An 18,133-nucleotide genomic window follows, 5' to 3' on the forward strand; every position below is an offset into this window, starting at 1 on the left:
GGGCTCCGGCCCGGGAATGCATCATGGTGACTAGTATAACATACTAGTATACTTCAAACCTCTGGCGGCTGCATCCCCCACTGCGCCCAGTCCTCTTTGTTCGGACCGACAATGCCCGGAACGACGAGTCCGGCCTGGCGCATGAGGACTGTCAGCTGTCCGCGGTGGTGGGCCTGGTGGATCAGGAGGACGCCGAGCGTCTCTCCGCGCGTCCACTGAAACCCGTACATGTCGTCCTTCTCCCCGAGCGTCGCGTCGGTCCAATTCGCGCGAAGCTCCTTCTCGAGCGAGGAGGCGGCGGTCTTGTAGGCCTCCGCGATCTCCTGGGCCGTGGCTGGAGGCGGGTCATGCTCGCCGAGTCCCGACACCGCGAGCCCCGTCTTTCCCATCATCTCGGGGAGCGTCTGCGCGATGTGCCAGGCGAGACGACGAACGGTGCGATGGCCCGGCGCCACCGCCTGTTCGAGTGACTCATCGGTGAGGGCATCGAGGATGCGCTGCGTGGAGGCGGCTTCGTAGGTCCATGCGCCGAGGAAACTTTCGAGTCTTGTGAACATCGGTCGTTACCGTAGCTCCTTCAGGAGTTGTGTGGGTGTGCGCGCTGCGACGGGAGCCCGACCAGGGCGACGTCGAGGATGTATACGTATACTCGCGCCCGGTGTGTCGGGAAGGACGGCGGACTTTAGTGCGGCAGCCGGTGCTGAAGCACCGCATACGCCCACGTCCCCGCCATCGCAGCGAAGAGCGCGGCGACCATCACCGTGACCCCGCTCCCGATGAGGGTGAAGATGGGGCCCGGGCAGGCGCCGAGGAGCGCCCACCCCATCCCGAAAATCGTCCCTCCGATCCAGTAGCGCGGGCTCCAGAACCCCCGCCCCTCGAGGTCGCGCGGCACGATTCGGATCCGCTCCCCATGCATCGTATGGAGCCCGAGCCGCTCGATCGCCTGGATCGAAAGCGCCGCGACGGCGACCGCCGACCCGATGATCCCGTACATGTGGAAGCTCTGGAAGCGGAACATCTCCTGGATCCGGAACCAGGAGACGACCTCGCTCTGCACGAAGACGATCCCGAGGCCCGCGCCGAGAAGGAGGTAACCGAAGAGGGCGAGCGGACGGTTCGCCGCCTCGAGCGCCTCTTCCCGCTCCGCGGAAGGGACCTGCTGGATGTCCTGGCACTCGAAGTCCGGGATGAGCACTCGCCCACCCGGCCGTTCCGCGCCCCGTTCACCGGCACCTTCTCCGGCGCGCTCCATCGCGCTCATCCGAGGATCCAGGGGAGGACTGCGAAGGTCGCGACGAGCCCTCCGATGAAAAAGCCGAAGACGGCGGCGAGGGAGGAGCGCTGAAAGGTCGCGAGCCCGGAGATCGCGTGCCCGCTCGTGCACCCTCCGGCGTAGCGCGCCCCGAAACCGACCAGGAATCCGCCCACGACAATCAGGAAAAATCCCGCTGGGGTGAAGAGCGCGCCCCAGGTGAAGAGCTCCGCGGGCACCATCCCCGAGGGTTCCCCGAGCCCGAGGGCGGCGAGGTCCGTCCGCGTCGCCTCGGAGATGTGCCCCCCGACGTCGGGCGCGCCGAAGAGAGTCGGGGCGAGAACGCCGCCGAGCCCCATTCCGAGGACGAAGACGAGGTTCCACCCTCCGGTCCGGAGCCAGTCGTAGCGGAGATACGGGGGTTTCCACCGCTCAGGCGCCGGGATCGCGGCGCAGAGATGCCGAAGGTTCGACGAGACGCCGAAGACTTTCCCCCCGAGGAGGAGGAGGAGGGGGACGATCAGCCCGATGAGGGGGCCGGCCACGTACCAGGGCCAGGGGGAGGAGAGGCGTTCGAGCATGGCCATACGAGGGCTGGAGTGCGAAGGCGTTTCAGCTGAAACGCCTCTGGGGATGACGACTACCCCGCCGCACGCGGGAGTTCACCTGGCGCCGCTCACCCCCCCACGCGGATCCCCGCCAACCCGAAGATCCTCTCCCCTCCCGTCCGCAGGACCACACGGTACTCCCCGCTCCGGATCGGCCCGTCCACGGGGACCCACCTGTCCCAGACGCGAAACCCGATGTCGTGCGCCGTGATCTCGATCTCTCGCGTCGTTCTTATCACTTCCCCGTCCAGCTGCCACTCCAGCGTCACCGTGGTCGGCATGATGGAAGGCGAAAAGACCTCGACCAGGAGGTAGAGCGAGCCCCCGAGGAGGGCGGGGTCCACCGGGCTCGAGAGGGTATCGAATGGGACGAGGGTGCTCCGATCGATCTCCGAGGTGAAGACCACGCTCTGCGCGCGCAGGGGAACGGGGGGCACGAGCCGCGGCACCCCGATCGCGATGGCCAGGATCGCGACGCTCGCGAGCGCGATCCTCATTCGACCCGCGCGTCCCGTGGAGGCGCCCCGCATCGTCAGAGAGAGGGCGCTCCCCACCGCGGCCAGCGCCGCGATTGGCGTTCCGAAGCGGGGATCCACCGGGAAGAGGATCGGAACCAGGAGGTTCAACGCCGCGAAGGCCACCGTCGCGAAAAAGACCAGGCCGAACACCCGGCTTCGCCGCATCCAGCCGTCGAAGAAGAGATCGAGGCAGGAAAGGACGGCGAGCCCCACGAGTAGAAGGGAAAAGGTCACATTCAGCGACTGAAAGACGGTCGAGTACCAATAAAAGGGGAGGAGGAAGAAGAGCGTCTCCTGGTACATCGAGCGGGTGAGGTAGGAGGTTGCCTCCTCGCCGAAGCCGGGCGGCGCGCTTCGCCTCGTTCCGACGCGGTCGCCGGCCGTCCGCCCCCCGAAAAAAAGCGTCGAAGCCCAGGTCAGGACGAGAAAGAGCACCACCCAGGGGACGAAACCATAGCGGTCGCGCGCCAGAACGATGACGGCCACCCCGGTCGCGAGCGCCCAGAGCGAATGCAGCGCCCAGAAGAGGGTCCGGTTCCGGACCCAGAAGCGGCGAAAGCGGGATCCCACCAGCGGACCAGGGGCTTCGAGGGAAGGCGCCTCCGTCTCCCTCCGGTCATCTTCAGGAATCAAGATCGAATTCGCCCTCGCTATGAAGGGGCGAGACGATAACGGCCACCCCCGCTCAGGCCAAGAGCCCCACGACGAAGAAGGTACTGGCCACCATGAGCAGGGCATGCGGAACCAGGGCCTTCACCGCGTCCCCCTTCGTCTTCGTCAGATCGCGTGCGATCAGCCAGGCGATCCCCGCGCCCCAGAGCACCGAGAGCCAGAGAAACTCGTTGCCCCCGAGCGCGTGCCATCGTGCGACCGTCTCCGCGGAGGCCCATGCCGCCGGAAGATTCAGGGGGATCCCGATTCCGTTCGCGAACCCGTTCAGCAGCCCCCCTCCATTCTCCATCAGCCCCGGGATCACATGCATCCCGAGCTGAAACACGATCCCGAGGGGAATGTAGGCGAAGGCGAAGCGCGAGAAAGCGATGCGGGGGAGGATCCCGCTCCATCGCGCCGCGATCCAGCTCACGACGGCGAAGGCCACGATGGTCCCGGCGATGCTCGTGTAATACGGCACGAGCCCGGCGAGGAGGCTCGGGAGGGCTTGGACCGAGGGAAACTGTGCGAGCACCTGACTTCCCAGCACATGATCGATCGGAAATACGGCCCAGATGATCAGCGCGATCAGGGCTTCGTCCGGAATGACGAGCCTCGGCCGGACCGCGGCGGCCCCCGGCCAGCGCGCGTGCAGCCGGATCGGTACCTCCGGCTGTCCCACCGAGCAGTGCATGCACGCCACGCAACGGCGCTCCGTGCTCAGGTAGTTGCTCTTGAACTCGGCGGTCATGCAATCGGGGACCTCCGTCTCCCGGTCCTGCCGAATCTCGATCGGGGAGAGCCGGGTCGTGACCGACATGACCCCGGTGGCGGGGCAGAAGTACCGACAGAATACGCGCTGCCGAAAGACGAGGGTGAGAGCCACCGCCACCCCGAGGAAAACCAGGAAATAGACCCCCATCCGCCAGGGCGTATAGGCGACGCCCAGCTTGTAGAGGGGAAACCGCGCCAGCGTAAAGGTCAGCGCGGTGATCGCGAGCACCGAAAACCCCACGCCGAAGACACGCACCCTCGGCTTTCGAAAGGTGGGAAACCACCGATTCAGGCTGAAGCGCTGGAGGAACTCGGTGATCGCCCCGATCGGGCAGACGTAGCACCAGACGCGTCCGAAGAGGACGAGGCTCACGAGCATCACCGGCGCCCACCACAACCCGAAGAACGCGACTGCGCCGAAGTTGGTCGCCGCGTCCTGGGGCCCCGCGAAAGCCTGCCAGAGCCCCCAGCCGAAAACCGCGATCATGAGGAGCTGGAACGCCGGCTGCACGCGGCGATTCGTCATCAGAAATCGGGTGAGGCGATTCCCGTTCAGGTTGAAGCCACCGGGAGACTCCCTCCGTCCTTCCCCCACCAGGGGAAGCCGGAGTCCCCCCGCCGCCGACACAGGCGACGTCGAACCCACGGCACCCATGGCGGGCGAAGGACGGAGGTCGCTCATCGAACCGAAACCCCCAGATAGAAAGTCCGCGGAAGCCCGGGGGCGAGCTCCTCGCCCCGGAACGCGTTGTAGCCCGCGCTCTCCGCATAGCGGACATCGGCCAGGTTGTTCACCCTGGCGAAGACGGTGAACCGCGACCGGAGCTCGTAGGAGAGCCGAAGGCTCAGGAGATCGTGACCTTCGTAGTCGTTTTCATTGGACTGGTCCTCCCAGTACTCCCCGACCCGACTCCACTCGAGCGCAAACCTGGCTCCAGGAATCGCGCGCGGCGCGACGTTCAGCACCGCGTTTCCGATCTGCTGGGGCGCCGCATTCATCTCGTGTCCGCTCAGATCGACCGTCTCGGAGGGACGCCAGACCTCGTACGTGTGCTCGGCCACCGAGTAAGAGACGTCGAGCGTCACCCCATCCACGATTCCCAGGCCGAGACCGAGCTCCACACCCTTGTGGAGCGTTTCGCCCGCGTTCCGCGATTCACTGCTCCCGTCCGGCAGCTGGAAGCCGAGAATATCGTCGGTGACTTGCATGTAGTAGGCGGATGCCTCGTAGGTGAGGCGCTCGCCCGCGCGCCCGCGAACCCCCGCCTCGTAGGAATTCACCTTCACCGGCTCCAGATCCACCGTGCTCTCGGCGGAACCCTGACGGAAGAGCTGGCTCTGCGAGGGGGCCCGGAAGCCCCGGCGGTACGAGACGAAGAGATCCACGTCGTCCGTCGCCTCGAAGCTGAGGCCGAACTTCGGGCTGACGGCGCTGAAGTTGGGCGATGCGTCCGCGGGCCGCCGCCAGCGTCCGGTCTGCAGCTCGCCGAGCGCGTTCGTATAGTCGTATCCCATGAAGTCGGCCCGGAGCCCCGCGCTCGCGTGGACGCGGTCCGTTGGCGAGAACTCGACGTGCAGATAGGGCGAAAGTGAGCGGAAGGTCACGTCGTAGTCGTACCGGACCTCACCGTCCTGATAGTCCGTAAAGATCGTTCCCTCCCTCTCCGGCACGATGCTCCACTCCTTCTGGCCACCGGGGGAGTAATCCGCGTCGAATCCCAAAGTGACGCTGAGATCCCGGTCGGGGACGTAGTACCGCGCCTGTCCCAGGAAGCCCACCGAAGAATTCTCCGTCTCGTAGGCCGTCGGATCGTAGGTCAGCGACCAGTTCGGAAGGAGGTCCATCGTGTTGCTTCTCACGAAGGGGGTGAGGCTGACCAGCCAGTTCCCCCGGAGGTGTTCGAGCGCCGTGGAGACCCGAAGCGCCGTCACCTTCCGAAAGGAGATCGGGGTGTAGTTGACCGTGGGATTCGCCTCGAAATCGCCCCTCGAGATCGCCGAGCTCCCCGCCGTTTTCTGATCGATGGTGGAGTACGCCACAACCGTCTTGAGGGAGGTGCTTCCGGACACGGACGCATCCCACCGGAGCGTTCCAGCCCAACGATCATACGCCGTCCCTTCCCGCCAGCCGTCGGTGCGCGTGAAGTTCACGTCCGCGCGGAGCCCTCCCGCCCGGCCGGTGCCGCTCACCGATCCCAGGTATCGCTGAAATCCGAACTCACCCCCCTCGACCGAGAGCTCCGCCGTCGTCTCGGGCGAGGGAGCCCTCGTGCCGACGTTGATCACGCCTCCGATCGCGTCACTCCCATACAACGCGTTCGCCGGACCCTTCATCACCTCGATGCGCTCCGCCTGGGGAAGGTTCACCTCGTAGAGCGCGTTGTGATTGAAGAACCCGGTCGAGCGCGTCGGCACGCCGTCCTCGAGATACAGATAGACCGGGGAAGTGGAGAGGGGCTGGCGGATCGCCATCATATGTCCCTCGCCGCCCGTCACGTTCACCCAGACCCCGGGCACGCGGCCCATGATCTCGGAGGGATGCCCCGCGTGGGTCTCCGCGATCGCCTCCCGTCCGATCACGCCGACGGAGGCGGCAATTTCGGAGAGCGCTTTCGCGTCCCGGGAGGCGGTCACCATCATCTCGGGAATGGAGATCGCCTGCTCCTGGAGCTGGATCGAAACTTCGGCGACCGTCCCGCTCGAAACGGTGACCTCCACGCGCGCCGCCGCGTAGCCGATCCGCTCGACGACCAGCTCGTACGCTCCCGCGCCCAATCCCGCCAGGCGGAAGTGTCCGGCGCGGTCCGTCAGCGCGTGCCGATTCGTCCCCGCGATGAATACGTCAGCGTTTTCGACGGGGGCGCCCGTCGCCGCCGCGACAACCGCACCCGCCACACCACCTCCACCTTCCTGGGCCTGCGCCACAGCCGTCGCCGGAATCATCCCGGCGAATCCGAACATCAATAGGATCCTGTACACGTTTTCCTCTCTTCTGGACCAAGGGTTCGATGGCGCCGCGCGCGGGATCCCCCTCCAAATCGCTGGAAGAGCGGACCTTCCCGGAGCGTGCTCCGGTGCGCGAACGCGGATGACCTACGGAACCGTCAGAGAGAGGGTGGGGCGTTCGAAGGAGGGAGGAAGAACGGCAGGAGGATGCTGGGGAGGAGAACGTCGGCTTCGGAGTGTACGGCGACGTTTTGGGCTTCGATCTCGGGAGCCGGAAGCACCGGGGTCGACGCGGGGACCACGGAGACGATCCCCGCACTCGCGCAACAGACGAGCCGGCATCCGCAGTCGTGGTGCGCCCCCTTGTGGTCGGTCCCGGCGTCCGTCGCCGCGGCGGCCGTGTGCTCGGCATCCGCCGCATGAGCCGCGTGCTCGGCATGCGGATCGCCGGTCGAAGAGGCGCTCACTTCCACGGGCGCTTCCGCATGGGAACGCCCTTGGGCCATCTCGTGCAGGGGGCATTCGGAGACCGCCGCCGCGTCCGCGACTCCCAGGAGGAGCCATACGAGCGACGTGAGCGCGGCCACCGCGCGACGCCTGGACCGTGAACCGGAAATCATCATCTCCGCGAAGTGGAGCCTCGGCGATCTTCTACCAATTGCAGTAAGAAAGGTGTAAGGGTCCGGTCCTGAGAGAAAGCCGATGCGACGCCCGGAGCCCCCCTCAGGGCACCTGAAACCCTCCCCGCTACGACACCACCGTCACCCCCCGGACCTCCCGGAAGTCCGAATCGAAGGTCGCGACCCATCCCGAGGCATCGCGACGCGCGACCGTGGCGATCGCCGCGTCCACCAGGCTGAGCGCCGCATCGCCCTCGCTCCGAAAGGTGAGGAAGCTCGAGTCGAGCACGATCAAGGGGATCCGTCCCGGGATCCGTAGGCCACCTCATCCACCCGCTCGCTCAGAAGCTCGTTTCCCTTCGGGTACGGCTCGGGCGTGAGGTCGCGGAGGCTCCCGGACGTTCGCATCGGCCCTGGGGTCGCGAGGTAGGCCCGAAGCGCCTCGTTTACCGTTTCGCCGATCGTCCGCCCAGAGAGGGCTGCTCGAGCCTTAGCTTCCCGGTAGATCCGCTCGTCCAGATTTCGAATGGTCACATCCATGTGTGCATTGTCACACATGTGTGCGTTGGGATCAAGGAGGGCGTGGCGGGCGGACTCAGCGCGACTTCGATCACCGTCCTTGGTGGCGCCCGCGACAGGGCGTCCGAATGGCTCGCCGCATGCTACCTTAGGCCCGATGCCGCAACCCGAACCCCGCCTCCCCCCGCCCGCGGAGACCCCATGCCCGAGCAGAACTTCGAGAACCACGGGATCGTCGTCACCGGATACCACCGCGTGACGTTCCTCCTGATCGTCATCCCCCTCCTCTGGTTCGGCTACCGCCTCGGCACCGACTTCGCGATGGATCGCCTGATGCTTTTCGTCCTTGCCCTCGGCATGGCGTTCGCGGCGTTCTACGCCCGGGCCTTCGCCCTCGGCGTGCAGGACCGGGTGATTCGGGGAGAAGAGCGGGCGCGGATGGCGCGGGTGCTGCCGCCGGAGCTCGCGGCGCGGATCGACGACTTCACCACCGACCAGCTCATCGGGACCCGATTCGCCTCGGACGAGGAGCTCCCCGACCTGGCGCGCCGGGTGCTTCTGGGGGAATTCGCGGACCGGAAGGCGATCAAGCGGGCGGTGAAGGCGTGGAGGGCGGACGAGGAGAGGATTTGAGGAGGGGGGGCCCGCCGTCCCGTCAGCGCACCATGGACACCGCGGCGCCGCTGAGCTCCCAGGAGGCCGGATCGTCCTCGCACGGCGACGCGCCCGGCGCGTGCATCAGGTGCTCGATCCGAAGCTCCGCGGCGCCCGTCAGCCGGAGGAGCCAACTGGACGAGGACGCGAATCCGTTAACCTGCGGGCCGTAGCAGTAGATGAGCCCGTCGTTGCCGACCGCCTCGAACGCGCGATTCACCCGGCCGGTCGTCTCCCGAGCCACGACGGCCAGGCGCGCGCCAAGCGACTCCGGGCCGAGGCTCAGGGCCAGCTCCTGCTCGGGCCGATACGGATAGTCGGCGAGGGCAATGTAGCGCCGCTCGTCGTCGGCGACCGGTCCCGTGACCCCCGTCTCCGCCCACACCCCCTTCGCCGTGCCCGCGACATCCACTTCCATGGTCCCGCACCGCGGTTCGCCGGTCGGCTCGACCTCGGGCCGGAGCCCGTCACGGAGCCTGGAGAAGAAGATCGCCTGGTTGGCGGTGTCGAACTGCTCCCACATGCACACGGCGTGGTTGGGTCCGCCGAAGCGGTAGGGCGAGATGTAGAAGTTCGTGACCCGCTCGTCGAGCATTCAGAAGTCGATGACCGGCCCCCCCGTGCCCAGGTCGTCTCCGGCGAGTACCTCGATGCCGAGATTTCGCGCTTCGCACGATTCGACCGTCGCCCAGGGGACGGAGTACGTCTCGCAGTGGCCGAAGGTGACCGTCGCTGGGGAGAGGCCAGGCCCCAGCGTCTCCACATGCCCGAACCACCCTGTCAGCTCGCGGCAGACGCGAAAAAAGATCGCGAAGTCCTCCTCGCCCGGTGGGACTTCCGGTCCGGAGTAGCGGACGCGTCGCAGGTGGGTGATCACGATGTCGCCCGGGGCGCGGAGCGGCACCCCCTCGCGGGCGAGGAACATCCCGCCGTGCGCGGTGGGGAGCACGTGGCCGGGCGCGTCGAGGCCGCCGAAGACCGGGACGTATAAGAGGTCGGCCGCCGGAACGGGGAGCACCGTGAAGTAGGGCGGCGACTGGCACGCTTCGGCCGCGGGGCCGATGATCGAATCGCCGTCGCAGGCGCCGAGCAGCGCGGCGGCGGGCAGCGCGCCCAGCCGCGCGAACGAACAGGCGAGGGAGGCCCGGCGCCAGGGGGAACCGCCCTTCGAGAGTGGCCGCATCGCTCCGAGTCGCTCCGAAAAAACTGGATGGAGGTCGCCCCGCCGCGCGCGATCACGAATGGGGTTCGGGACTCAGACGGCCACTGGGGCCGAACTCCAAAGTTAGGAAGGCGGGCGCTGGGCGGCAAAACGAGGTGCCGGGACCGCGTTTGGCGCCGTTACGCCGCGATAGACTTTCCTCCGCGGCACGGGACCTCGAGGTAGCGACGGGACATGGGTCAAGTGTGCGATCGACCGGGACGGGCCCTCAGTCTCCGATGATCTCGTGCAATCCTTCGACGACCCGCGAGACCTCCTCCGCCGAAGCCCGAGCCATGCGACGCCCGATCCGCTCCGCCGCCAGAGTCCGGATCTGGCTGATCTTGACCCAGGACTCCTTCGGAAGTCCCTGCGCACTGGACGCCAGCGAAAGCGGAAACCCTGCCCGCGGCGGCTGACCGGTGAGGGCGACCCCGATCACCGTCCCCGACCGCCCGTTGAAGACGTCGTGACTGAGGATCAGGACCGGAAGGTGGCCCGCCTGCTCGGAACCCCGGGTGGGGTTCAGGTCGGCCCAGCGGACGTCGCCCCACAGTATTCGGGCCACGAGGCGAGCTCCGAATCCATGCCCTCCTCTGCGAACGCCTTCTCTTCGGCGCGATCGAGCTTCGCGGCTTCACGTGCGAGTCGGGTGCGGGCCAGCCGCTCCGGCTTCTCGGCGACGGCCGCCTCGATTGCCTGGCTCCGGTTCGGGGCTTCGTGGGACTTTACTGCGCGCGGCCCTTCATCGCGGACACGTAGGATCGCAGGACCGCGTTCATCCGTGTCTGGTAACCGGATCCGCCCTTCCGAAACCACGCCAAGACGTCGGAGTCCACCCGGATCGAGATGGATTCCTTCGGGACCGGAATGACCACCTCCGCATCTTCCCAGAAATCCTCAGGAAGATTGGCGAGCTCGGGTGGGGACGTATCGGCGATCTCCGTTTCCGCAAGATTTCGGAGCCTTCTGAGATCGGCGCGTCCGCGCGACGGGCGCTCACTTCGTCGCGACCGCTTTTGCGCACGCTTTTCGCTCATGAAGATTGCTCCTCCGGGCTGAGATGATTCGCCGGCGTGGTTCTTGTCGCTCTTCTCGGGGTCCCACTCGAAGACAATGGAAGTATATACGTTTGCCTATACGATTGCAAAGGACGCGGGAGCGTGGTTCGATGATCATGCCACGCTTAGGGCGATCCCATGGTGTGATCGGCGGGGTGAGCCCACTGGGGGGGGAAGCGGGGCGAGGACCTCCGGCGGCACGTCTCCTGCATGAGAGCACGCAGACCCCTTCGTACCTCTCTCACGCGAGTCCCGGCCCAGTGACGCGAATCCCAACGCTGGCCGGAATCATCCTCGCTGCGCACCTCGCAACCCTTCTGGCCGCGTGCGACGATTCCCCTTCGACCCCAGGGCAGCCGCCCGAAGCCGGCCTCGGTCCCGGCGCCTCTCTCGAGGGATGGCGTCCATTCCCCGCCGACAATCCATGGAACACCGGCATCTCGGGCGCTCCGGTGGATCCGGCGTCCGAGGCGCTCATCGCAAGCTGCGGGATCCGCAATCTGCATCCCGACTTCGGCACGGTGTGGAACGGGGCGCCCATCGGCATTCCGTACATCGTGGTGGACGGGTCCGAGCCCCGGGCGCCCGTGACGTTCGGCTACAACGACGAGAGCGATCCGGGTCCCTATCCCCTTCCCGCCGATGCCCCGATCGAAGGTGGATCCGGCACGAACGGCGACCGGCACGTGCTGGTCGTGGACCGGGACAACTGGATGCTCTACGAGCTCTTCGCCGCCGTGCCCGAGAACGGGGGCACGGGTTGGCACGCCGGCTCGGGAGCCATCTTCGATCTCCGCTCGAACGCATTTCGCCCCGCGGGATGGACGTCCGCGGATGCGGCGGGCCTGCCGATCTTCCCCGGTCTGGTCCGATACGACGAGGCGGTCGAGCAGGGAGAGATCCGTCACGCGCTGCGCTTCACCTGCCCGAGCACCCGGCGCGCCTACGTGCCGCCCGCCCGGCACTGGGCCTCGAGCAGCACCAACCCGGCGCTCCCTCCGATGGGAATGCGGGTCCGGCTGAAGGCGGACTTCGACACGGCGCGGTTTCCGTCCGAGGTCCGGGTGATCCTGGAGGCGCTGAAGCGCTACGGGATGTTCCTGGCCGACAACGGCACCGGCTGGTACCTGAGCGGGGCACCGGACTCCCGATGGGACGACGATCGGCTCGGCGCCCTGAAGACGGTTTCCAGCACTGCGTTCGAGGTCGTGCGGATGGAGGGGATGGTCACGCCGTGAGGCCGGCCCGTGATGATGAACGAAGCGACGGATCTGGCGCGCGTGATTCTCGGGGGCACCCCTCCGCTTCGGCATACTGGAGGGCCAGCTCGATGGCTCGCTTCGGATGGCGCGTCCCCGACAATGAAAAGCCATCCGTGCGTTGGCAGTTGTCAACGGGCCAAAGACCCAGCAATCAGGCCGGGACTGAACCGAATGTGATGGGAGAAGGGAGGGCGTAGAATGGTTGGATGGGTTGGACCAGTCGGCGTCGAGGCCCGCGGAAGTTGGGACGGATCAGGATTCGGTGATTAGGGGCGGATGCCGAGGAAGTGACGGTGGAAGGCCGTGTGATGAAGCTTGCGGAGGGAGAGGGCGGTTCGGGGCCTCGGTGTCACTCTTCAGTGAAGCGGCGCTTGAGACGAGCGCGCACTTCCTCCCATGGCTCGCCCGCGGACCCCTCGGATCCAGCACGCCGGACTCGGCGCTCGATCTCCTCGGCCCAAGCGGCTTCAACGGCCGCCGGATCTTCAGCCGGCTCCTCGTCGAGGCTGGCCGGGAGTTCCGCCGCGATGTCGGCGCGCTCGTCGCGTTCAAGCGCCAGAGCATCGCGGAGTACGGTTCGGGCTCGGTCGGTCATGTGGGAAATCTCGCCCGCATTGGTGGGTCAGGGCAATGTCATTTTGAGTCCCATGCTCGTAGCATGTGCCCCCCTACCCCGCCGCCTTCGGGAACCGATCCCACCGCTCCTCGAGCCGGTGCGGGTCCGGCCAGAGCTCCTTCCTGCGAGGCGCGGTGAGCCGCGTGTCGTGGAGCTCCTGGATGCTGTGGAGGAGGGTGGGCCCGTCCTTCTCGCCGAGGAGGTCGGGGCGGATCAGGATCCGGTGATCGGGGCGGATGCCGAGGAAGTAAGGGTCGAATGCCGCGTGGTGGAGATCAGGCTGGTTACTGTTCCTCGAACTGCCGGATCTCGACGGACCCCTCCGGAAACTCCGCCAGGATGTGTAGCTCGCCCCCGCAGGCCTGGACGACTTCGCGGAGCGTGCTCACCAGCATGTCCCGGCGCCGCTCGAGCCTCGACACGTTCGACTGCGCGATCTCGAGCCGGGAAGCCAATTCCTCCTGGGTGATGTCCAAGCGACCCCGCAGCTCGGCGAGGTCGATCTCAATGAGAGCCGCCTCCGCGCGCTGCCTACTCCGGAGTTGCCGCTCGGCGGACATGCCACTTCGCAGCTCGCTGAACTTACGCGCCATCGATGAGTCCCTCCCGTCTCAGCATTGCAAGATGCTCGTCGTACATGCGGTCGGCGAGCGGGACCATTCGTTCGTACCAGCGGCGGTCGCCCCCCTTGGGTCCGCCCACGAGGAGAATCGCCACCCTTCGCGGATCGAAAGCGTATAGGATTCGAATCGGCTCACCGTCGTGTTGGATCCGGAGCTCCCTCATGTGCCCGTGGCGCGACGACTCGACACCGCTCGAATAGGGAAAGGGGAGATGCGGACCGCGTGCCTCCAGTAATCGCACCGACGCATTGATGAATTCTTGCTCACCCGCGCTAAGCTCGGACCACCACGCTCCGAACTCGTCCGTGAACTCCACCTCCCACGATTGCAACAATACCCCCCATCGCATATGCTGTCCAGCGCATTCGCGCACCGCGGATGCGTGGCCTCATCTGCTTGGAAGCATCGGTTCGGTTGGTGGGCCTACGAATGGCGATTGGGGCCTTCCCCCTCTACCCCGCCTCCGAAACTTCTCCGACCGCTCTTCGAGCCGGTGCGGGTCCGGCCAGAGCTCCTTCCTGCGAGGCGCGGTGAGCCGCGTGTCGTGGAGCTCCTGGATGCTGTGGAGGAGGGTGGGCCCGTCTTTCTCGCCGAGGAGGTCGGGGCGGATCAGGATCCGGCGATCGGGGCGGATGCCGAGGAAGTGACGGTCGAAGGCCGCGTGATGGAGCTTGCAGGGGGAGAGGCCGTTCGGGACCGACGGGACCCCCGCATCCTCGTGGTCCTCGATGATGTGCGCCGGATTTGGCGCGGTCCACGCGATGAAAAGGTAGCCCCGGATGCGACGGATCCACCTGGAGACCGAAGGCCGCCGTCTTCACGGCCTTCTATTCGTTCGCGGTCAGGCGGGCGAGGATATCGGTGAAGGTGTCGGAGATGGGGAAGGTCACGGGGGAACTTCGAACGGAATCAGAGCAATCCCGCGAGGTCCTCACGGGAAAGGTCGGCGTCCTTCAGAATCTTGGAGAGTAGGCCAGGACCGAGCGTCTCGCCCGAGTGAACCGGGATGACGGTCGCTCGGCCGTCCGCATGGGCGAGGAAAGGATGGCTTCCCCGAATGCGCTTCACCTCGAACCCGGTTTTCTCAAGCGCACGGATGACTTCCGCCGCCGAGACCCGGGGGAGGCGGATCACGCGGTCACGCGTTGAACTCCAACGTACTCGAGCGCCGCGGGCTCATCGTCATCCCCTCGGACCTCCAGGGAAAGCAGGATAGCCTCCCGGATCCGCTCTCTGAGTTCGTCCAGGGAACGCGCCTGTGAGTGGCATCCCGGGAGCGCCGGGACGGAGGCCACGTACCAGCCCTCCGCGTCGCGCTCGATCAGGACGTCGAACGCCCGGCCCGTCACGGGCGCAGAAGGATTCGAAACCGGATCCATGCCCCAATTATAGTAAGGTTAGGGAGGTTATGCGATTTGCATAACTTAGCTGCGCCTTCTCACCGTGGTCTTCAACTTGCTCGACAGCACATGGACGCCCACACCAGGAACCTTCATGGGCATGGTCTTCTTCATCGTTCCGCCGACGGAAGGCCACATCTGACCTACCGCGGATGCGTGGCCTCATCTGCTTGGAAGCATCGGTTCGGTTGGTGGGCCTACGAATGGCGATTGGGGCCTTCCCCCTCTGCCCCGCCTTCGAAACCGCTCCCACCGCTCCTCGAGCCGGTGCGGGTCGGGCCAGAGCTCCTTCCTGCGAGGCGCGGTGAGCCGCGTGTCGTGGAGCCTCTGGATGCTGTGTAGGAGGGTGGGCCCGTCCTTCTCGCCGAGGAGGCCGGGACGGATCAGGATCCGGTGATCGGGGCGGAGGCCGAGGAAGTGAAGCTCGAAGGCCGCGTGATGGAGCCTACAAAGGGAGAGGCCCTTCGGAACCGTCGGGACCCCCTCCTCCTCTCGGTCCTCGATGATATGCGCGGCGTCCTAGGAAGGTCATGTCGGCTTGACCTGCGGTTCCGGCGGAAGCCCCGACTCGAGCCGCTCCAGGAGGTCGAGTAGTCCCGCGGCCTCCCACGACCGATTCCTCTTGGACTGGGAGAGGGGCAGGAGGACCTCACATTCCACCAGCTGCTGGATGGCGTTGTGGATCGCCGCCTTGGCCCGGCCGGTGACGGCCTCGGCCACCGGCGCCGTGATCACAGGGTAGCCGGCGAGCACGTCGATGACCGCCCATGCAGCTGCGTCGGCACGAGGCGCCGCCCCTGCCGACAATTGCGCGCGCCAGGTCCTTGTGAGCGCACCGACCGCTCCCTGGTACGCGGATGCGAGTCCGGCCGCCGATGCAGCCGCCGAGGAAAACTGCTCCACCCATCGCCCGATCTGACCCTCGCGGAATCGCGTCAGCCCCTCGATGTAGCGGTCCCGCTCGCCAGCGAGTACGACACTGATCGGTGGGACGTATGAGGTCGCGATTCCGCGCCGCCGCAGGACGAGATGGATGAGCGCCCGCCCCGTTCGTCCGTTTCCGTCACCGAATGGGTGAATCGTCTCGAACTGAGCGTGCACCAGCGCCGCCTGAACGAGCGGCGGGAGGGACTCTTCACCGATCGCATCACAGAGATCTTCGAGCAAAGGCACCACGTCCTCCGGCGGGGGTGGGACGAAGTCCGCGCCGCAAGGGTTGTAGTCGTTGCCGCCGATCCAGTTCTGGCCCGTCCGGAGCACTCCGGCAATCCGCGAGTTGGGAGACCCCGCCATCAGCTCCCCGTGAATCTCGCGCAGGTGATCGACGCCGATCCGCCCCGCCGAGGCCGCCCGATGGATGGCGGCCTCCATCGCATCGATGTTGCCGAGCACCTCCCGGACGGTTGGAGCCACCCTTCCACCGGTCTCGAGTATCGCCTCGCCGCGGGCAAGCGCGCGGATCCCAACCTGCATGCCCTCCACCCTGGAAGAGGCGATCGACTCGGTGCGGAGCAGCAGTCGCGCCAGGGGAGCGAGCGCCGGAGACACGCCGGCATTCAGACGCATGATCGCCTGCTCGGCGTCCGAGACGACGCCGGCCACGGAGGCGGGGAGGGCGAAGTCGTTCCCCGCGAGAGTCTCGGGGACGAACGCGTCGTACCGGCAGGATTTGCGGTAGCGGGACGGGGCGTAGACGCTCGGGTCCCACACCCAGGTCTTTCCGACGAAACAACCGCGCATGCTGAACCATGCTCCGGAGTTAGTTCAGTTTACTATGTATACTGAACTAATTGGGCGTTCCGAGTCAGGAATGCAAGGATCCCATCCGTCACTCCCCGTCCAGGTCACCCGACTCCGGCGCCGGCGGGGTGCGGAGCGCCTCGTTGCGATCCCCTGCCGCCCGTCCCTGCGATACAGGTTCGCCACTGGTTACGCTACAGGTTCGCCAGAAGGCAGGTAGGGCTGCCTTCCCTGAGGCGCGCGGTGCGTCATGCCTCGACCTCCTCGAGCTCGGAGGGGAGGTCCATGTCGTCGGCGTCCAGGGTCGTCGAGCAGTCGAGGTCGTCGAGTGCCTCGTCCTTCTCGCCGAGGAGGTCGGGACGGATCAGGATCCGGTGATCGGGGCGGATGCCGAGGAAGTGACGGTCGAAGGCCGCGTGATGGAGCTTGCGGAGGGAGAGGCCGTTCGGGACCGTCGGGACGCCTCCTCCTCTCGGTCCTCGATGATGTGCGCGGCGTCTACTTCTTCGAAGTGCCCTGGCTGCGCTCTGAAGAACGCTTTCGAAGCCTCTCCGTCGTCCAAGACCCACCGGACCCACCCTGGGGAGGCCAGGAATCGTCACCCCCGGTTGTCGGTTGCCAACCCTTACGCGTGTAGGGAACGGAACGGCGCGACTTCGAGCTTCGTTCTGCTGCATCGCGATCGTCAGTCTTCTCGGACATCGCTTCCCCTCTCCGGGCTGAAGAACTCGATCAGGTGGCAGTCCGCGTAACGAACCATAAGACCTTCCGAACGGGGAACAGGTTCCAGGAACTCCCCCTTCTCGGTCAATCGCCAGGCTGTCTCCAGGTACAAGCTCTCCGGCGTGGGATACGCGGAAGCATGCGACCGTCGGCCAAAGAACCCCCCGTACTTCTCCCCGGTCTTCAGGTGGATGAGAACCCAGAGCGTCTTGCGGGCGGAAAAGAAATAGTCCCAGGCGGTGGGCATCGGATGCAAGACCCATCCGCGGTCCGCGAGAAATGCGTGGAGCTTCCACCATCCAAGGGCGAGAAGCACGGGCGACACGATCACGACTGCGAAGACTCCGAACACGTAGAGCAGCGGGCGCGCGGGCCATTGGCCGCTCAGGAGCAGGATGAGCCAGGACATCACCCCCAGGTTGATCATGCTGAAGGACACGAGCGAGACGATGGAATCGGCAACGCGTTCGGCGTCGGTCGGCATCACCAGCTCGTACGTTTTGAGGGCAACGAAGCCGGGGACGACGAAGAAGAGAAAGAGTTCGAGGGTTTCGAGGTCGAGCGCTGGCACCAGGCCTCTCCTGTACACCCGTAAGCCGAAGTCATTCCCAATCCGCTTGAGCCTATGGCCCTTACTCGGGTGCGGGAATGGGAATCTGGGACTTCGGAAGACTTCCCCCTACCCCGCCTCCTTCCGAAATCGCTCCCACCGCTCCTCGAGCCGGTGCGGGTCCGGCCAGAGCTCCTTCCTGCGAGGCGCGGTGAGCCGCGTGTCGTGGAGCTCCTGGATGCTGTGGAGGAGGGTGGGCCCGTCCTTCTCGCCGAGGAGGTCGGGGCGGATCAGGATCCGGTGATCGGGGCGGATGCCGAGGAAGTGAAGCTCGAAGGCCGCGTGGTGGAGCTTGCGGAGCGAGAGGCCGTTCGGAACCGTCGGGCCCCCGGCATCCTCTCCGTCCTCGATG

General features: G+C 66.5%; 24 protein-coding genes. 2 read left to right on the plus strand and 22 right to left on the minus strand.

Features of this window, described 5'->3' with window-relative positions; genetic code table 11:
• Positions 1-53: 53 nt before the first annotated feature.
• The 9 genes from WEG36_03875 to WEG36_03915 form a co-directional block, all read right to left on the minus strand.
• Positions 54-557, minus strand: coding sequence for a DinB family protein (locus tag WEG36_03875; GenBank protein MEX1256739.1), 504 nt, complete (start codon positions 555-557; stop codon positions 54-56).
• Positions 558-682: 125 nt separating this feature from the next.
• Entirely contained in the window at positions 683-1,264 is a 582-nt protein-coding gene (locus WEG36_03880; protein MEX1256740.1) for a YeeE/YedE thiosulfate transporter family protein, read from the minus strand.
• Positions 1,261-1,836, minus strand: coding sequence for a YeeE/YedE thiosulfate transporter family protein (locus tag WEG36_03885; GenBank protein ID MEX1256741.1), 576 nt, complete (start codon positions 1,834-1,836; stop codon positions 1,261-1,263). Before WEG36_03885 ends, WEG36_03880 begins: the two co-directional genes overlap by 4 nt.
• Before the next feature lie 95 nt (positions 1,837-1,931).
• Positions 1,932-3,014, minus strand: a complete 1,083-nt coding sequence (locus WEG36_03890; GenBank protein MEX1256742.1) for a DUF5924 family protein — start codon at positions 3,012-3,014, stop codon at positions 1,932-1,934.
• A gap of 52 nt (positions 3,015-3,066) precedes the next feature.
• Positions 3,067-4,488, minus strand: a complete 1,422-nt coding sequence (locus tag WEG36_03895) for a 4Fe-4S binding protein (protein ID MEX1256743.1) — start codon at positions 4,486-4,488, stop codon at positions 3,067-3,069.
• The gene (locus WEG36_03900) at positions 4,485-6,767 is read right to left on the minus strand and encodes a TonB-dependent receptor (protein ID MEX1256744.1); all 2,283 of its coding nucleotides are present in this window, start codon (positions 6,765-6,767) and stop codon (positions 4,485-4,487) included. The genes WEG36_03895 and WEG36_03900 overlap by 4 nt, the downstream gene beginning before the upstream one ends.
• A gap of 143 nt (positions 6,768-6,910) precedes the next feature.
• Positions 6,911-7,339 carry a hypothetical protein gene (locus tag WEG36_03905; GenBank protein ID MEX1256745.1) on the minus strand — a complete coding sequence of 143 codons (429 nt, stop codon included), beginning with the start codon at positions 7,337-7,339 and terminating at the stop codon, positions 6,911-6,913.
• Between the two features lie 160 nt (positions 7,340-7,499).
• Complete coding sequence (locus tag WEG36_03910) at positions 7,500-7,667, minus strand: hypothetical protein (GenBank protein ID MEX1256746.1); 168 nt, start codon at positions 7,665-7,667, stop codon at positions 7,500-7,502.
• Positions 7,664-7,930, minus strand: a complete 267-nt coding sequence (locus tag WEG36_03915) for a hypothetical protein (GenBank protein MEX1256747.1) — start codon at positions 7,928-7,930, stop codon at positions 7,664-7,666. The genes WEG36_03910 and WEG36_03915 overlap by 4 nt, the downstream gene beginning before the upstream one ends.
• 162 nt (positions 7,931-8,092) lie before the next feature.
• On the opposite strand from WEG36_03915, the gene WEG36_03920 reads away from it, so the two are divergent.
• Positions 8,093-8,524, plus strand: coding sequence for a DUF6526 family protein (locus tag WEG36_03920; GenBank protein MEX1256748.1), 432 nt, complete (start codon positions 8,093-8,095; stop codon positions 8,522-8,524).
• Positions 8,525-8,546: 22 nt separating this feature from the next.
• Here WEG36_03920 and WEG36_03925 read toward each other — a convergent pair whose 3' ends face one another.
• The 4 genes from WEG36_03925 to WEG36_03940 all read right to left on the minus strand — a co-directional run bounded on the left by WEG36_03925 (position 8,547) and on the right by WEG36_03940 (position 10,786).
• Complete coding sequence (locus WEG36_03925) at positions 8,547-9,140, minus strand: hypothetical protein (GenBank protein ID MEX1256749.1); 594 nt, start codon at positions 9,138-9,140, stop codon at positions 8,547-8,549.
• On the minus strand, positions 9,141-9,728 hold the full coding sequence (locus WEG36_03930; protein MEX1256750.1) for a hypothetical protein: 588 nt from the start codon (positions 9,726-9,728) through the stop codon (positions 9,141-9,143). It abuts the gene before it with no gap.
• Positions 9,729-9,975: 247 nt separating this feature from the next.
• On the minus strand, positions 9,976-10,314 hold the full coding sequence (locus WEG36_03935) for a type II toxin-antitoxin system PemK/MazF family toxin (GenBank protein MEX1256751.1): 339 nt from the start codon (positions 10,312-10,314) through the stop codon (positions 9,976-9,978).
• A 160-nt stretch (positions 10,315-10,474) separates the two neighbouring features.
• Entirely contained in the window at positions 10,475-10,786 is a 312-nt protein-coding gene (locus WEG36_03940; protein MEX1256752.1) for a BrnA antitoxin family protein, read from the minus strand.
• A gap of 281 nt (positions 10,787-11,067) precedes the next feature.
• On the opposite strand from WEG36_03940, the gene WEG36_03945 reads away from it, so the two are divergent.
• Positions 11,068-12,045: a hypothetical protein gene (locus WEG36_03945; protein MEX1256753.1), complete on the plus strand. Its 978-nt coding sequence runs from the start codon at positions 11,068-11,070 to the stop codon at positions 12,043-12,045.
• Between the two features lie 373 nt (positions 12,046-12,418).
• On the opposite strand, the gene WEG36_03950 is transcribed toward WEG36_03945, so the two are convergent.
• The 9 genes from WEG36_03950 to WEG36_03990 form a co-directional block, all read right to left on the minus strand.
• Positions 12,419-12,664 (minus strand): addiction module protein, encoded by a 246-nt coding sequence (locus tag WEG36_03950; GenBank protein MEX1256754.1) that lies wholly within the window; start codon positions 12,662-12,664, stop codon positions 12,419-12,421.
• 305 nt (positions 12,665-12,969) lie between these two features.
• The gene (locus tag WEG36_03955; GenBank protein ID MEX1256755.1) at positions 12,970-13,278 is read right to left on the minus strand and encodes an XRE family transcriptional regulator; all 309 of its coding nucleotides are present in this window, start codon (positions 13,276-13,278) and stop codon (positions 12,970-12,972) included.
• On the minus strand, positions 13,268-13,657 hold the full coding sequence (locus WEG36_03960; protein MEX1256756.1) for a type II toxin-antitoxin system RelE/ParE family toxin: 390 nt from the start codon (positions 13,655-13,657) through the stop codon (positions 13,268-13,270). The genes WEG36_03955 and WEG36_03960 overlap by 11 nt, the downstream gene beginning before the upstream one ends.
• A 560-nt stretch (positions 13,658-14,217) precedes the next feature.
• Complete coding sequence (locus tag WEG36_03965; protein ID MEX1256757.1) at positions 14,218-14,442, minus strand: type II toxin-antitoxin system HicA family toxin; 225 nt, start codon at positions 14,440-14,442, stop codon at positions 14,218-14,220.
• Positions 14,439-14,657, minus strand: coding sequence for a type II toxin-antitoxin system HicB family antitoxin (locus WEG36_03970; GenBank protein ID MEX1256758.1), 219 nt, complete (start codon positions 14,655-14,657; stop codon positions 14,439-14,441). Before WEG36_03970 ends, WEG36_03965 begins: the two co-directional genes overlap by 4 nt.
• 579 nt (positions 14,658-15,236) lie before the next feature.
• Entirely contained in the window at positions 15,237-16,448 is a 1,212-nt protein-coding gene (locus WEG36_03975) for a Fic family protein (protein MEX1256759.1), read from the minus strand.
• 248 nt (positions 16,449-16,696) lie between these two features.
• Entirely contained in the window at positions 16,697-17,050 is a 354-nt protein-coding gene (locus tag WEG36_03980; protein ID MEX1256760.1) for an HNH endonuclease, read from the minus strand.
• Positions 17,051-17,133: 83 nt separating this feature from the next.
• A complete protein-coding gene (locus WEG36_03985; GenBank protein ID MEX1256761.1) occupies positions 17,134-17,742 on the minus strand; it encodes a DUF6338 family protein in 609 nt (202 codons plus the stop codon).
• Positions 17,743-17,850: 108 nt separating this feature from the next.
• The coding region (locus WEG36_03990; GenBank protein ID MEX1256762.1) for an HNH endonuclease at positions 17,851-18,133 on the minus strand (283 nt) is incomplete at its 5' end.

Source organism: Gemmatimonadota bacterium, from assembly GCA_040882465.1.
Classification (GTDB): domain Bacteria; phylum Gemmatimonadota; class Gemmatimonadetes; order Longimicrobiales; family Gaopeijiaceae; genus JBBEBG01.

Bases quoted from the DNA above. Each gene is read 5' to 3' on its own strand.
- WEG36_03975 (MEX1256759.1), bottom strand. From the start codon at position 16,448: ATGCGCGGTTGTTTCGTCGGAAAGACCTGGGTGTGGGACCCGAGCGTC.
- WEG36_03930 (MEX1256750.1), bottom strand. From the start codon at position 9,728: ATGCGGCCACTCTCGAAGGGCGGTTCCCCCTGGCGCCGGGCCTCCCTC.
- WEG36_03915 (MEX1256747.1), bottom strand. From the start codon at position 7,930: ATGTGTGACAATGCACACATGGATGTGACCATTCGAAATCTGGACGAG.
- WEG36_03880 (MEX1256740.1), bottom strand. From the start codon at position 1,264: ATGAGCGCGATGGAGCGCGCCGGAGAAGGTGCCGGTGAACGGGGCGCG.
- WEG36_03900 (MEX1256744.1), bottom strand. From the start codon at position 6,767: ATGTTCGGATTCGCCGGGATGATTCCGGCGACGGCTGTGGCGCAGGCC.
- WEG36_03875 (MEX1256739.1), bottom strand. From the start codon at position 557: ATGTTCACAAGACTCGAAAGTTTCCTCGGCGCATGGACCTACGAAGCC.
- WEG36_03885 (MEX1256741.1), bottom strand. From the start codon at position 1,836: ATGCTCGAACGCCTCTCCTCCCCCTGGCCCTGGTACGTGGCCGGCCCC.
- WEG36_03950 (MEX1256754.1), bottom strand. From the start codon at position 12,664: ATGACCGACCGAGCCCGAACCGTACTCCGCGATGCTCTGGCGCTTGAA.
- WEG36_03920 (MEX1256748.1), top strand. From the start codon at position 8,093: ATGCCCGAGCAGAACTTCGAGAACCACGGGATCGTCGTCACCGGATAC.
- WEG36_03895 (MEX1256743.1), bottom strand. From the start codon at position 4,488: ATGAGCGACCTCCGTCCTTCGCCCGCCATGGGTGCCGTGGGTTCGACG.
- WEG36_03955 (MEX1256755.1), bottom strand. From the start codon at position 13,278: ATGGCGCGTAAGTTCAGCGAGCTGCGAAGTGGCATGTCCGCCGAGCGG.
- WEG36_03960 (MEX1256756.1), bottom strand. From the start codon at position 13,657: ATGCGATGGGGGGTATTGTTGCAATCGTGGGAGGTGGAGTTCACGGAC.
- WEG36_03940 (MEX1256752.1), bottom strand. From the start codon at position 10,786: ATGAGCGAAAAGCGTGCGCAAAAGCGGTCGCGACGAAGTGAGCGCCCG.
- WEG36_03925 (MEX1256749.1), bottom strand. From the start codon at position 9,140: ATGCTCGACGAGCGGGTCACGAACTTCTACATCTCGCCCTACCGCTTC.